Source organism: Prevotella bivia DSM 20514 (assembly GCF_000262545.1).
Taxonomy (GTDB): Bacteria; Bacteroidota; Bacteroidia; order Bacteroidales; family Bacteroidaceae; genus Prevotella; species Prevotella bivia.
In genome coordinates this window covers 87,394-102,277 of sequence record NZ_JH660659.1, presented here as the reverse complement: position 1 = coordinate 102,277, position 14,884 = coordinate 87,394, and the positions used below count along the sequence as shown (strand labels likewise).

At 36.2% G+C, this 14,884-nt stretch carries 15 protein-coding genes; 2 read left to right on the top strand and 13 right to left on the bottom strand.

Annotated elements, in window-relative coordinates; genetic code table 11:
- Window positions 1-164: 164 nt before the first annotated feature.
- A complete protein-coding gene (locus tag PREBIDRAFT_RS01060; RefSeq protein ID WP_004338980.1) occupies window positions 165-554 on the bottom strand; it encodes a hypothetical protein in 390 nt (129 codons plus the stop codon).
- 149 nt (window positions 555-703) lie between these two features.
- Between PREBIDRAFT_RS01060 and uvrA the strand changes: the two genes are divergently transcribed.
- Together uvrA and PREBIDRAFT_RS11775 are read left to right on the top strand one after the other, a co-directional pair.
- Complete coding sequence (gene uvrA, locus PREBIDRAFT_RS01055) at window positions 704-3,541, top strand: excinuclease ABC subunit UvrA (RefSeq protein WP_004336918.1); 2,838 nt, start codon at window positions 704-706, stop codon at window positions 3,539-3,541.
- 48 nt (window positions 3,542-3,589) lie between these two features.
- The gene (locus PREBIDRAFT_RS11775) at window positions 3,590-3,721 is read left to right on the top strand and encodes a hypothetical protein (protein WP_262497947.1); all 132 of its coding nucleotides are present in this window, start codon (window positions 3,590-3,592) and stop codon (window positions 3,719-3,721) included.
- A gap of 511 nt (window positions 3,722-4,232) precedes the next feature.
- Here the strand turns inward: PREBIDRAFT_RS11775 and rprY are convergent.
- From rprY to atpD, 12 genes are all read right to left on the bottom strand, one after another.
- The gene (rprY, locus tag PREBIDRAFT_RS01050) at window positions 4,233-4,940 is read right to left on the bottom strand and encodes a response regulator transcription factor RprY (RefSeq protein WP_004336919.1); all 708 of its coding nucleotides are present in this window, start codon (window positions 4,938-4,940) and stop codon (window positions 4,233-4,235) included.
- Between the two features lie 45 nt (window positions 4,941-4,985).
- A complete protein-coding gene (locus PREBIDRAFT_RS01045) occupies window positions 4,986-6,548 on the bottom strand; it encodes a sensor histidine kinase (RefSeq protein WP_004336920.1) in 1,563 nt (520 codons plus the stop codon).
- A gap of 310 nt (window positions 6,549-6,858) precedes the next feature.
- Window positions 6,859-7,311: a Fur family transcriptional regulator gene (locus PREBIDRAFT_RS01040; RefSeq protein ID WP_004338979.1), complete on the bottom strand. Its 453-nt coding sequence runs from the start codon at window positions 7,309-7,311 to the stop codon at window positions 6,859-6,861.
- Between the two features lie 187 nt (window positions 7,312-7,498).
- The gene (locus PREBIDRAFT_RS01035; protein ID WP_004336923.1) at window positions 7,499-8,461 is read right to left on the bottom strand and encodes a F0F1 ATP synthase subunit gamma; all 963 of its coding nucleotides are present in this window, start codon (window positions 8,459-8,461) and stop codon (window positions 7,499-7,501) included.
- Window positions 8,462-8,475: 14 nt separating this feature from the next.
- Window positions 8,476-10,059, bottom strand: coding sequence for a F0F1 ATP synthase subunit alpha (atpA, locus tag PREBIDRAFT_RS01030; RefSeq protein ID WP_004336924.1), 1,584 nt, complete (start codon window positions 10,057-10,059; stop codon window positions 8,476-8,478).
- 7 nt (window positions 10,060-10,066) lie between these two features.
- Window positions 10,067-10,606, bottom strand: a complete 540-nt coding sequence (locus PREBIDRAFT_RS01025; protein ID WP_004336925.1) for a F0F1 ATP synthase subunit delta — start codon at window positions 10,604-10,606, stop codon at window positions 10,067-10,069.
- Window positions 10,607-10,612: 6 nt separating this feature from the next.
- Entirely contained in the window at window positions 10,613-11,122 is a 510-nt protein-coding gene (gene atpF, locus PREBIDRAFT_RS01020) for a F0F1 ATP synthase subunit B (RefSeq protein WP_004336926.1), read from the bottom strand.
- Window positions 11,123-11,164: 42 nt separating this feature from the next.
- Window positions 11,165-11,407 (bottom strand): ATP synthase F0 subunit C, encoded by a 243-nt coding sequence (gene atpE, locus PREBIDRAFT_RS01015; RefSeq protein ID WP_004336927.1) that lies wholly within the window; start codon window positions 11,405-11,407, stop codon window positions 11,165-11,167.
- A 58-nt stretch (window positions 11,408-11,465) separates the two neighbouring features.
- Entirely contained in the window at window positions 11,466-12,584 is a 1,119-nt protein-coding gene (locus PREBIDRAFT_RS01010; RefSeq protein WP_004338978.1) for a F0F1 ATP synthase subunit A, read from the bottom strand.
- Window positions 12,581-13,003 carry a hypothetical protein gene (locus PREBIDRAFT_RS01005; protein WP_004336929.1) on the bottom strand — a complete coding sequence of 141 codons (423 nt, stop codon included), beginning with the start codon at window positions 13,001-13,003 and terminating at the stop codon, window positions 12,581-12,583. Before PREBIDRAFT_RS01005 ends, PREBIDRAFT_RS01010 begins: the two co-directional genes overlap by 4 nt.
- Window positions 13,004-13,034: 31 nt before the next feature.
- A complete protein-coding gene (locus PREBIDRAFT_RS01000) occupies window positions 13,035-13,274 on the bottom strand; it encodes a F0F1 ATP synthase subunit epsilon (RefSeq protein ID WP_004336930.1) in 240 nt (79 codons plus the stop codon).
- A gap of 33 nt (window positions 13,275-13,307) precedes the next feature.
- On the bottom strand, window positions 13,308-14,834 hold the full coding sequence (gene atpD, locus PREBIDRAFT_RS00995; protein ID WP_004336932.1) for a F0F1 ATP synthase subunit beta: 1,527 nt from the start codon (window positions 14,832-14,834) through the stop codon (window positions 13,308-13,310).
- Between the last annotated feature and the right edge of the window lie 50 nt (window positions 14,835-14,884).

Below are 14,884 nucleotides of genomic sequence, written 5' to 3'. Positions count from 1 at the left end.
TCATATAAATTTATCTATTAGTTTAATTCCGCCAACGGATTAAATTTAGTAACTGTCTATATGGTGTTTGCGTAACTAAGACCTTATAATAGCTAAAAAGTGGTAGAATAAACTTCAACTTTTTTCTACCACTTTCTACTACATTACTTTGAATAAATATTTAGTTATATTTTTTTCAAAAGTTCGCCTAAACCTTGTAATTGTTCTTGCCAAGCTGCTATCTTGCGATTTACTTTATTGACATCAAGATTAACGTTTAGCTCTGGAGTATCACGTTCTTGCTGTAAAAGTTGGATATATTGAGAGACAAGCCCCATCTTACGTTGAACTGTCTTCTTCTTTGGATAACCGCGTTTTTCCATTTCTTTCTGATATTGATCAGATACTTGATTGATATTGCGACCAACTTCCTCATATTTTGACAACCATGCTTGGTAAACAGCACTAACTTTCATGTTTTCAACCTTTGTTTCCTGTATAGGCTCATACTTCTGAGCCATAGCCATCATAGGCATAGCCAATAGGGCTAAAATAATTATTTTTTTAACTCTCATAATTATTATCTTTAAAATGTAATTTGCTTGCAAATATAAAGTAAATAGAAAAAAGAGCCAATTTTTTTTTGTACTTTTGCCTTTTATAAATGATATTTGATCGTTTATGAGTAAGGTTAAGGAGAAAAACAGAAAGTAAGACAATTTTTATGCAAAAATATATTGAGGTAAAAGGTGCAAAGGTTAACAACCTAAAGAACGTAGAGATAAAATTACCACAAGGAAAATTTATAACTATTACGGGAGTCTCGGGATCTGGAAAATCATCATTGGCTTTCGACACCTTATATGCAGAGGGACAGCGTCGTTATGTAGAAAGTTTATCAGCTTACGCTAGACAGTTTTTAGGACGAATGGCTAAACCTGAGGTAGATTTTATTAAGGGTTTGCCCCCTGCTATTGCTATTGAACAGAAAGTAATATCAAGAAATTCACGATCGACCGTGGGCACATCGACCGAAATATATGAATACCTACGCTTGCTATTTGCTAGGATTGGGCGCACCTATAGTCCCATAAGCGGAGCTGAAGTGAAACATCACTCTGTGGAAGATGTAATCGAAAAGGTAAAGGAATATCCTGAAGGCACTAAATTTTGTGTGTTAGCACCACTGCATGTGGCAGATGGAAGAACCCTTGAGCAACAGTTAGAAATGGAGATGCAAGAGGGGTACAATCGCATTTATATAGATAATAACTTTACACGTATAGAAGATTGGCTAGAAGTTAATAAAGAAAATATTGGCAAGGAAAAGGAAATTTTCTTAGTGATAGACCGGCTTTCTATAGATGGCACAAAAGATAGCATTTCGAGACTGACTGATTCATGTGAAACAGCATTTTTCGAAGGGCATGGATTACTCCATCTTTTGGTACTTCCGTCAAATATTACTTATGATTTCTCAACACGCTTTGAAGCTGATGGTATTACCTTTGAAGAGCCTAACGATAACATGTTTTCATTTAACTCTCCACTAGGTGCTTGCCCTACTTGTGAGGGATTTGGTAGCGTGATAGGTATTGACGAGCGTCTAGTAATACCCGACTCTTCGTTATCTGTATATGATGGTTGTGTGCAGTGCTGGCATGGAGACAAGATGAAGCAGTGGAAAGAAGAGTTTTGTCGTCGCGCTGCTAAGGATCATTTCCCTATTTTTGAACCATACTATAAACTCACTATAAAGCAGAAAGAGCAGTTGTGGAAAGGCTTACCTTGCGAAAAAGGTATGGATATTCATGATAAGTTTTGTATAGATGCTTTCTTTCAGATGTTGAAAGAAAATCAATATAAAATACAATATCGTGTAATGCTGAGTCGCTATCGCGGTAGGACGGTTTGCCCTGATTGCAACGGTACACGATTGAAGAAAGAGGCAACATGGGTGAAGATAGCAGGAAAGGCAATTACCGACTTGATAGATATGCCAATAGTAAAGCTTAAAGAATGGTTTGACAAGTTGGAGCTATCGACTAGCGAACAAGAAATAGGTAAGCGATTGTTAGCCGAAATAACAAGTCGATTACATTTTTTGTTAGATGTAGGGTTGGGATACCTTACACTTAATCGACATTCTAACTCTTTAAGTGGTGGTGAAAGCCAGCGTATTAATCTGACTACATCTTTAGGGTCAACATTAGTAGGTTCACTTTATATTCTTGACGAGCCTTCTATAGGATTGCATAGCCGTGATACAGAAAGGCTTATTCATGTATTAAAGGAACTACAAGGTATTGGCAATACAGTGATAGTGGTAGAGCATGATGAAGAAATTATGCGTGCAGCCGATTATTTAGTAGATGTTGGTCCTAATGCTGGCAAATTAGGAGGAGAAATAGTCTTTGAGGGAAATGTTTCGTCTCTTGATGAAAAGTTGTCGGATAAGCAATCTATTAAACAATTATTAGAGCAATATCCACAATCGCACACTATTCAATATTTAACACACAATGAAGTGATAGAAGTGCCTAAGACGCACAGAGCATGGAATATGTCAATAGGCATTAAAGGTGCTCGTATGAATAATTTAAAGGGTATAGATGTAACGATACCATTGAACATATTTACCGTAGTAACAGGAGTGAGTGGTAGTGGAAAATCCTCACTCATTAAAGGAATACTTTATCCTGCTTTGAAACGAAGACTTGACGAAGTTGCAGATATGCCTGGTGAGTTTTCTAGTTTGGAAGGAGATTGGAAAAAGGTAAAGCATGTGGAATTTGTAGACCAAAATCCTATAGGAAAAAGTACCCGATCGAATCCTGCTACATACGTGAAGGCTTACGATGAAATACGTAAACTATATGCAGAGCAGCAGCTATCCAAACAAATGGGCTACACACCACAATTCTTCTCATTTAATGCAGAAGGTGGAAGATGTGAAGAATGTAAAGGTGCTGGTGTAACTACTGTTGAGATGCAGTTCATGGCTGATCTAGTGCTTGAGTGCGAGGAGTGTCATGGTAAACGTTTCAAAAAAGAAATCCTTGATGTGGTGTTTGCGGGAAAGAATATCTATGACATCTTAGAAATGACAGTATCAGAGGCTATAAGTTTCTTCACCGAACAGAAAAAGAAAACTGTAGTAAAACGTTTACAACCTTTAGAAGATGTGGGACTTGGCTATATTAAACTAGGACAAAACTCATCAACCCTCTCTGGTGGTGAGAATCAACGTGTTAAGTTAGCTTACTTCATAGGTCAAGAACAAATAGAACCCACCCTATTTATCTTTGACGAACCCACCACTGGTTTACATTTTCATGATATCAAACGTTTACTTTCTGCTTTCAATGCTCTCATTGAGCGTGGACACTCTGTTGTTGTGATAGAGCATAATCTTGATGTAATAAAATGTGCAGATTATGTTATAGACCTTGGTCCTGATGGAGGTGAAAAAGGCGGAAACCTCGTTGTTGAGGGGATACCAGAGGATATTGTAAAATGCAAGGCTAGTTTAACTGGTAAATATCTAAAGGAGCTATTGTAAGTGATGATATACCCTTAGAAACACCATCTTAGGTATTTAGGGATTAGGATGCTATTAGCTAGAAGTACTTATGCAGATACTACAAAGAAGAAACTCAAACAGATTTGTCTGCTTACCTATGATATGGGGCTTGACTACAATAACAATGCTGCCTTACTCCGTACTTGTATTGTGGTATAGCAATGCTTTATAATGTAAAGAATATTCAAAGTTACTATTCAATACATAAGCGTTTACATCGTAATACACCACCTTTTACAACACAAAAGATGATGTATTACGTATGAAAAGGTTATCTTTTGCACCGCAAAAGACGACCTTTTTATAACACAATGAATATCAAGCTGTTACAAGGTATAAAAGCAGACAATTAAGAAACCTTATTTGTCCTATTTTTTCCTTTGTTAGCCTTACTATTCAACCTATTGATATTGCTATAATAAGTTGGTTGTTAATAAATTGCCTATCAAGTAATGAAAGCAAATTTTGGCGTAGCATTACCTTTATGACAAATGTGCAAGTGCTGTAAGAATACAAACCTGTGCAACGGTTCAATAGGAAAAAGAAGAGATAGAAGTATGAGTTATGAGGAATATTAAGGATTATCTGATACCAATAATATTGTATACATTTATGTTGTAAGAATACAAAAATAGGATATATCAAAGCGATATATCCTATTTTTTTTATTTTATTCCTGATTAGGAATTATTAGTTTATAACCTTTACCATGGATATTGATAATTTCAATATTTGGATCTGGTTTTAGATGCTTGCGAAGCTTTGTGATGTAAACATCCATTGAGCGAGCATTAAAGTAGTTGTCGTCAATCCAGATAGTCTTTAATGCGTAATCACGTTGTAATATTTCGTTTGAGTGGGCACAAAGCAATGCTAACAGTTCATTCTCTTTTGTTGTGAGCTTAGTAATCTTAACAGGGTCATTATCAAGTGTAAGCAATTGCTTCTGAGTATCAAATGCAAAACGACCAAGATTATACAAAGTTTGTTCCTTTACCTTCTTACCACGAACTCGACGAAGAATAGCCTCAATACGGAATACTAATTCTTCCATAGAGAAAGGTTTGGTGATATAGTCATCTGCACCAATCTTGAAGCCTTCTAAAATATCTTCTTTAAGCTGTTTGGCAGTTAGGAAGATAATAGGAATTTCTGCATTTGCTTGACGAATTTCTGTTGCCAATGCAAAGCCATCCATCTTTGGCATCATTACATCTAATACACAGATATCAAATTTACTCTTTACAAAGGCCTTGAAACCTGCTTCACCATCAGGGCAAAGCTCAGCTTCATACCCCTTTGCCTGAAGATATTCACTAAGGAGTGTGCCGAGATTTTCATCATCTTCGCACAATAGAATTTTCAACTTTTCATCCATATCTCTTAAACTTTAAATGTTATTATTTCGTCTTACTAAAAATATTTATTCTTCATTTTCTTCCTCTGGATCACGAATAACTGGTAGTTTTATAATAAATTTAGTACCTTTTCCATAATCGCTTAATACTTTAATCTCGCCTTCATGCAAATCTACCATACGTTTAACATAGGCTAGACCTAGACCGAAGCCTTTGACATCATGCCGATTACCTGTATGAATACGAAAGAACTTATCAAAAATTTTCTTTAAATCTTCTTTTTTTATGCCCATACCTGTATCGCGAACGGAAAGATACAAGTGTTCGTTGGTGTTCCATGTCTTCATATAGACATTTAATGGCTCATCTGGTTTAGCATATTTTACAGCATTATCCATTAAATTGAAAATCACATTTTGGAAATGGGTTTCATCAACATACATTGTAGAATCAATGGCTTCAACATCAGTATAAACTTTTCCTCCTGTGTGTTCTACACGTAGAGAAAAAGAATTAGCAATATTCTCTACCATTTCATTCATATCGCAATAAGTCTTTTTTAACACAGCCTTTTTGCTTTCATACATGCTCATTTGAAGTACTTTTTCCACAAGGAAGCGTAGTCGCTTTGACTCGTCTGCAACTACATTGCTAAGGTGATCGAGCATTTTTGGCGTTTTGCTTAAAGACTTATCGTTTAACATCTGAGCAGCAAGCGAAATACTAGCAATAGGAGTTTTAAGCTCATGGGTCATATTGTTAATAAAGTCATTCTTTATCTCGCTATACTTCTTTTGACGGAAGATAGTAACAATCGTGTAAATAAATGTAACCAATAAGACAAAAATGAAAATAATCGATGGGATCATAAACTGTACACTTGAGAAGATATAACTATTCATATCAGGGAAGTGGATCTTGATAACTCCCATTCTGTTAATGGGGTCATTGCGAAACAATATCTGCGAATATGAATTTTGCTCACCGTCTGAAACGTAGTCAGGACAGCGGTACACCTCTCTACCATCTTGAGTACTCACAGAGAAGTGATAAGGAATATCAATTCCATTATTCATTAGCTCTGCTTTTAAATCTTGATCAAGTAACTTGAAGTTTACTCGTTGCTTAAGGGGCTTATCGGATGCAGAATAAAGAATGTTGTAAACAACCTCATCTAACATTGCCTTTTTATATACATAACGATTTCTCACAATTCCCTGCATATCGCGTTTTGTTGCCGATATGGAATTGCTGTCATTGCGTAAAATTAAAGCTTTTGGTGTTAATGTAGGCTTAGCTTGTGATAGCTTACTTTCAAAAGAAGAGAAAGGTTCACCTTGGATATCTGAAGGAGGAGCTTGGTGTGCCTTTGATGTAGACACTTTTACCGACTTATTCTCATTACAGTCTTTTCGCTCTTTTTTATTAATGTCATTCTCAAGATAACGTAAGGTTTCGTTAAGCTCCATATTTCGTGAAGCTTGATATAATGCCCGATTAACAGACTCGGCGAATTGTTCTTTCTTCATATTAACCATATCTTCAATATAGTTAAACTGAATAAAGAGCAAACCAAGGAATGATAATCCCATGATAACTGCAATAGCCCAAATCGCTTTCTTACTCATAATGTTCTTTTATTACTATAACATACGATAAGATTAATTCTTAAATATGTTTATAGTGCAAATATAATTAAACCTATAATAGATTAACAATTAGAAGTTAAGAAAATAGCTATTATTTTTAGATATTAACTAGATAATAACAATATACTTAATTAAAATCACTTATACAATTAACAGAAGATTACTATTGCTGTAGTTTCTTATTAGCAGATATTAAAAACGAATAGACCTTAAAAAAGCGAATACTCCATAAAGATGGTAGAGTATTCGCCACTATATGATTATTTTAATAGACTATTTTAGATAGAGATTAATTATTCCTGCAATTAGTACTACTATGGTTCATTTTATCCTCTTGGTATTCTAAACATTGAGGGCATATTCCCTTATAGTATAATTGCATATCATCTATTTGAAATCCTTTACCTATAATACCCTTATATTCTGGGAGTTCTATATTTTCAAAATCAAAAACTTTCTCACACTTCTTACAAAAGAAGTGAATATGTGGGTTGGTATTTCCATCATAACAAACCCGATGATCATCAATAGTGATCATTGTGGCAACATTACACTCGGAGAACATGCGTAAAGTATTATATACTGTTGTCTTACTAACAGTAGGAATTTCTTGTTTTACATAGTTATACACCTCCTCTATTGTTGGATGTGTGTGATGTTCTAGAAGATAATTCATAATAGCAACACGCTGCACAGATGGTCTTATCCCTGAGCCCAAAAGCCTTTGATATGCTGTTTCCATTCGATTATTTTTTAAAAACCTCTTTATTTTCAAGCGCAAAGGTAAATAAAATTCTAAATATACTACCGAACATATTGGAAAATATACAATAGAATACTATCTTTAGATATTTTCTATATAAAAACTCCAATACTAGCCTCCTAAGAGATACTAATATTGGAGTTTAATATTTTTGTTCTAAATATGCTTAACTATTGACGGAACCTCCCATAATATCAAGAAGTTCAGAAGTAATAGCAGCTTGTCGAGACTTATTGTATTGCAAATTAAGTGTACGCAATAATTCATCAGCATTATCCGTTGCTGTTTGCATGGCAACCATACGTGCAGCATGTTCGGATGCATTACTATCAAGATTAGCTGTATAGATCATGTGATGCAATAAACGTGGCACCAATGATAGTAGTACAGTTCTTGTATCTGGCTCTACGATGAAGTAGTCATTAAGCAAATTAAGAGGTGCTGGCTTTTCCATAGAGGTATTCTTGTTATTTTGGATAGAAGTACTCTTGAAAAGACTAGAATCCAAATCGCGCTCTTTATCAGATGAGAGTTCCGCGTTAATATCTATTGGTAAGAATGTCTTACGCATTAGAATCTGAGTTCCAGCACTCTTAAAATGATGATAGATAAGTTCCACTTTATCAAATTCACCGTCAGCCCACTTCTGACTAACCTCAACAGCTAGCTTCCGAGCATCTTCAGAGTTTGGCTTTTCTGCTAGTTCTGGATAAGGATAAACGATAGTATATCCTATCTTTTTAGCATTCTCGTAAACTTTACGTCCTATAGGGTAAATTGTAATATTTTCCTTGCTAACACCTTGTTCTTGATAAGACTTGATCGCTTGGTGCATAGCTTTAATAATATTGGTATTAAAGCCACCGCAGAGCGAACTACTAGAAGAGAATACAATAAGAGCCACACGCTTTATAGGACGTTCTACACTAAATGGTGTATCAGCTTCGGGAGTAGCTGCTAAGAAAGAACTTAGCATATGCTCCAACATTCCTTCGTAAGGAAGCATACTCTCTATCGCTGACTGTGCATGATGAAGCTTACTAGAAGCTACCATTTTCATAGCACTCGTAATTTTACGAGTATTATTTACACTAGCTATTCGAGTTTTTATTTCCTTTAATGATGGCATCTATCTTAACCTTTCTATTTAAATTGTCCTGCAATGTTAGCCATTACATCTTCTACAACCTTAGTATCTTCATCGTTCAATGCACCAGAAGCGAATGTATCTAGGATATTTGAATGGGAAGAGCGCATGCTCTCTAGGAACATATCTTGACACTCACGTATTTTATCTACAGGTACTTCTCGCATTAAACCATGCACACCACAGTAAAGAATAGCAATCTGCTCACCTACTGGCATTGGAGAATATTGCGACTGAATAAGTAACTGGTTATTCTTTCGACCTCTATCCAAAGTCATTGCTGTTACGGTGTCCATATCTGAAGAAAACTTGGAGAATGCTTCAAGCTCACGATACTGTGCCATATCAATCTTCAACGTACCAGCTACTTTCTTCATACTTTTAATCTGAGCCGATCCACCTACACGTGATACAGATATACCTACGTTAATAGCTGGACGGAAGCCTTGATTAAAAAGATCAGACTCCAAATAAATCTGACCATCTGTAATAGAAATTACATTGGTAGGAATATATGCAGAAACGTCTCCAGCTTGTGTTTCAATAATAGGAAGAGCAGTAAGGGAACCTCCACCACGAACATGACCTTTCAAAGCTTCAGGTAAGTCGTTCATTTGCTCAGCAATTTCTTGCTCATTATTGATACGTGCAGCACGTTCTAATAAACGAGAGTGAAGATAGAAAACATCACCAGGATAAGCTTCACGACCAGAAGGACGACGCAAAATCAAGGACACTTCACGATATGCTACAGCCTGTTTAGATAGATCATCATATACTACGAGTGCAGAGAGTCCTCTATCACGGAAATATTCACCAATAGCAGCACCAGCAAAAGGAGCATAATATTGCATAGCGGCTGGATCAGCTGCAGTAGCACTTACGATGATAGTATAAGGGAGAGCACCATGATCGCTTAATGTTTGAACTAATGCTGCCACAGTAGATGCTTTCTGACCGATAGCAACATAGATGCAATAAACGGGTTTTCCTTGTTCATAGAAACTCTTCTGATTGATAATGGTATCTATAGCTACTGCCGTTTTTCCTGTTTGGCGGTCGCCAATAATCAACTCACGCTGCCCTCTACCTATAGGAATCATAGAGTCTACTGCTTTCAAACCCGTTTGAAGAGGTTCCTTTACAGGCTGACGATAGATAACACCAGGTGCTTTTCTATCCAAAGGCATTTCAAAGGAATTGGTAAGATCAATATCTCCCTTACCATCTATAGCTTCACCCAAAGGGTTTACTACACGACCTAAGAAATTGTCATTTACGCGGATAGAAGCAATACGGTGTGTACGTTTTACACTTTGCCCTTCTTTAATACCAGTGGTTGAACCTAAAAGAATACAACCAACGTTGTCCTCTTCCAAGTTCATCACGATAGCCATAGTGCCGTTCTCAAATTCCAACAACTCGTTGGCTTCGGCATTGCGAAGTCCATATATACGAGCAACGCCATCACTTACAGTAAGTACGGTACCGACCTCGTCAAATTTTTCTTCAGAGTTGATGCCTTGAAGCTCTTTTAAGAGTACTTCTGACACTTCACTTGGTCTTATTTTATCTGACATTTTCTAATTACTTTTTTAATTGAGAGAGGATACTTCTCAACTTCGATTTGACACTAGCATCCATTTTGTAGGTATCGTATTCCAAGATAAATCCTCCGATAATATCAGGATCAATCTCTGTAACAAATTCTACAGTTCCTTGTGTCTTTGCTTCCACCATCTTCTGCATCTTTGATTCTATATTTCGAGATACAGCTATTGCTGTGGTTAGCTTTCCACGGATAATGTTCTTCTGCTTTCTGTAAAGCGTAACGTAAGAGCGCGCCATGAACTGTAGGATTGCTTCTCTACCCTCTTTAAGAACTAATTTTAAGAAATTTTGCATTAATTCAGAAATGCCTTCACCACCACTTGCTATTATTAGCAATCGTAGTTTAGCATCTTTTTGGAGCATAGGATTATCTATAGTGCTGCACAATTCTGCTACCTGACTATAACTATCTGATAGAGTTTGTGCCTCATTATAGACTTGATTTTCGATCCCTTGTTGTGTAGCACTCTTGAGAAGTGCACGTGCATAGCGAACCGATATAACGCCTAAATCCATAAGCTGTTAGTTACTTTGATTATTTGAAGAAGAAACATCATCCAGCAAACGATTGATGTAATCCATCTGAACATCAGAGCTTGATAGCTTATCACGAAGAATTTTCTCAGAAATATTGATACTTAGTTCTGTCATTTGATTACGAATTTCACGAAGAGCATTTTGCTTTTCGTTTTCAATAGCAATCTTAGCATCGGCTACCAATCGAGCAGCTTCTTCACGTGCCTTATCTTGCGCCTGACTAACAATTGTCTCTCGAGTAGTAGTGGCTTCCTTTAATATTAAAGCCTGTTTCTCACGAGCCTCTTGTAAAATGGATTCACTTTCTTTTTGTATATTGGCAAGCTTCTCATGGGCTTCTTTAGCCTTACGAATACTCCCATCTATGTATTCCTTACGATCGCTTGACATCTTTAAAATCACAGGGAAGCCCCATTTTCTCAAGATAAAGAAAACAATCAAGAAGACAAGAGTCATCCAAAAAAGCAGACCACTACTAGGACTTACTAAATCCATACGCTGTTTTTGTCCTTTCTATTTATTTTTATATAGCTCTAATTACATTACAATTGCCAATAGGGCAATAATAACAGCAAACAAAGCAACACCTTCAACAAGAGCTGCTGCAATAATCATAGACATACGAAGGTCATTAAGTTTTTCTGGTTGACGAGACATAGCTTCCATAGCGCTACCTCCGATCTTACCAAGTCCTATACCTGCACCAATAACTGCCAAACCAGCACCTAGTGCTGCACCTAGCTTTGCGATAGCAACATCTGCTAATAATAATGATAACATAATCTTAATTTTAAATTTTTATTAGTTTTCTATTTAATATCTCTTATTTTCCTATTTTTTATGCTTCATGCTTATGTGGGTGTACATGTGCTAAAGAAATAAAAACGGTACTTAGCATTGTAAATACTAAAGCTTGAATGTAGCATACAAGTAATTCTAGTAACATCATAAATACACCCATTAATACACTCACTATAGAAAAACTAGTTCCTGCAACCCAATTAACAGCTGCATTTTCTGCTATACCATACATTATAAATATAACAGCAGTTAGTGCTAAAGCTATAGCATGTCCTGCAAGCATATTTGCAAATAAACGGATAATCAACGCCATAGGCTTAGTGAATATACCGAATAATTCAATAAAAGGCATCAAAGGAACGGGTACCTTTAACCATGTAGGAACTTCTGGCCAAAATACTTCTTTCCAATATTCTTTTGTTCCTGTGAAGTTTGTTATCAAAAATGTAGTTGCTCCGAAGAAGAAAGTACATGCGATATTACCCGTTAAATTACCTCCACCTGGCGGGAAAGGTAAAATTCCCATTAAGTTAGAAATAAATATAAAGAAGAAACAAGAAAGTAGCCAAGCACCATACTTTGGTGCCTCTTTTCCTAGCGAGGCTACAACTACATCTTCATAAATACTTTGTATAAACATGTGCATCAATCCAATAAAGCCCTTAGGGGCAGGATCGTCTAACTTGTGCTTCTTGCACCATCTTGCAGGAATTAAAATTACAAGTAGAAGTATTATAGCATTGATAAATAACACACAAACTGTCTTTGTTATAGAGAAATCCCAAGGAACAATTTCGTGTCCATTAACTACCTCTACAATCTTGTTTGGATGCGTAGATGCATTACCACTTTTAATAACTAGATTATATGGACCAATTCTGTCTGCTTCAGGATCTTCTGCTTTTTCAAATTGGCTACTACTGAAGATATGCCAACCTGTAGTTGTCTTTACGATAATAGGGAGATGTAAGACAATAGCTGTCTTATGCTCCTTTTCTCCTATATCAGTTATATGCCATTCATACGAATCTTTAATATGCCCCCATAGAATTTCTTTAACATCCACATTTGCTTTTTGGGACATATCTCTAGCATATAGCTGACAACTTGCTAATAGCAGCAATATTAAACAGAGGTGTTGTCTGAATAATTTCATTCTTTATTATTATTTAATTTACCTTCCTTTTCGCATTGATAGAAAAAGGCTGTGTCAAAAAACAGTATGAAAAAGTAATAAGCAGAAAGTATAAGTAAAAAGCTCATCCTTTCATATCTTCCTCTACTAAATACTAGAACACCTATTATTGCAACAACTAATGTTAAAATAAACCTAACGGCTGATGCTCCTAAATAGAATTTTCCAATATATTGCGGAGAATATCTTGCGACAAGTTTCCATACTTTAATATATAAGCCACTCAAAAATAAAGTAAATAGTGCATTAAATATGACAAACTGATAAAAAGAACTCTTTGCAAGTATTTGAGCTACAAGTAATGCCACAAGTGATATTCCTATAATGAGCCAAGTACTTTTTTTTCTGTATTGAGAAACAATTTTATCAATTTCTAGCATATATCAAATTTTCTATCTTATTTTTTAGGCTTTATATTTCAACACACAAATTAACTTCATTCTTCTGAACTTCAACAAACCCACCTAGAATATCTAATTGCAGCTGGCTAGCATTTATGGTATAAACTACTTTACCAGCAACGAGTGTAGAAATAATAGGTGCATGATTGACTAAAATTTCAAAGTCTCCTTTCTCTCCTGGTACAAGTACCCTGTCTACTGTACCATTAAAGATTATCTTTGCAGGTGATATTATTTTCAATGTAAGCATTTCTGTATTCAATAATGTATTTGCCTAAAGAAATTAGCCTTGAGCAGCATCTAGTAAATTCTTAGCCTTCTCTTTTACATCTTCAATAGTACCAACATTCAAAAATGCTTGTTCTGGAAGATCATCAACCTCACCATCAAGAATAGCATTAAAACCTTTGATAGTTTCTTCAATAGGAACCATTATACCCTTAATACCTGTAAACTGTTCTGCTACTGTAAATGGTTGTGATAAGAAACGCTGTACACGGCGTGCTCGGTTTACTACTAATTTATCTTCGTCAGATAATTCGTCCATACCCAAGATGGCTATAATATCTTGAAGTTCATTATAGTGTTGCAAAGTTTCTTTCACGCGCTGTGCACACTCATAGTGATCTTTACCTACGATTAGTGGATCAAGAATACGTGATGTACTTGCCAATGGATCAACAGCTGGATAGATACCAAGCTCAGTAATTTTACGATCCAATACAGTGGTGGCATCAAGGTGAGAGAAAGTTGTTGCAGGAGCAGGGTCGGTTAAGTCGTCTGCAGGCACATATACAGCTTGTACAGATGTAATAGAGCCATTTTTTGTAGATGTAATACGTTCTTGCATAGCACCCATTTCACTTGCTAAAGTAGGTTGATAACCTACAGCAGAAGGCATACGACCAAGCAAAGCAGACACCTCTGAACCCGCTTGAGTGAAACGGAAAATATTGTCAATAAAGAACATAATATCTGCAGCTTCTCCGTCCTTACCTCCATGATCGCGAAATTCTTCAGCAACAGTAAGACCTGATAGGGCTACTGAAGCACGAGCCCCAGGAGGTTCATTCATCTGTCCATAAACCAAAGTAGCTTGCGATTTCTTTAATTCTTCTTTATCGATGAGTGAGAGGTCCCATTTACCTTGATCCATAGCTTCACGGAATTTTTCACCATATTTTATTACCCCCGACTCTAACATATCACGGATCAAGTCGTTACCTTCACGAGTACGTTCACCTACTCCAGCAAAGACAGAATATCCATTATGTCCTTTAGCAATATTATTGATGAGTTCCATGATCAACACGGTCTTACCAACACCAGCACCACCGAACAAACCAATCTTACCACCCTTCATATAGGGTTCTAGCAAGTCAATTACCTTTATACCAGTTGATAGGATTTCTTTGCGCGTAGAAAGTTCTTCAAATTTAGGAGCTTCGCGGTGGATAGGGTATGCGCCTTCCATATTTAAGCTCTCCATACCATCAATTGGCTGTCCTATCACATTCAACATTCTACCCTTTATCTGATCACCAGAAGGCATTACAATAGGAGCACCAGTAGGCATAACTTCTAAGTTACGCTGCAAACCTTCAGTGTTGTCCATTGCTACACAACGTACAGTGTCTTCACCAATATGTTGCTGTACTTCAATGACAAGATCTCCCGTATTTGGTCTTTTTACTCTAAGTGCATCATGAATTCTAGGTAAAATCTTTTCAGGATCTTCACCTTTTGTATCAAAATAAACATCGATAACAGGACCAATGATCTGTGAAATACGCCCGATTATTTGTGACATAATATCTTATATTTTGTTTTAATATTCTAAATTTACTCTTTTATTCCTTG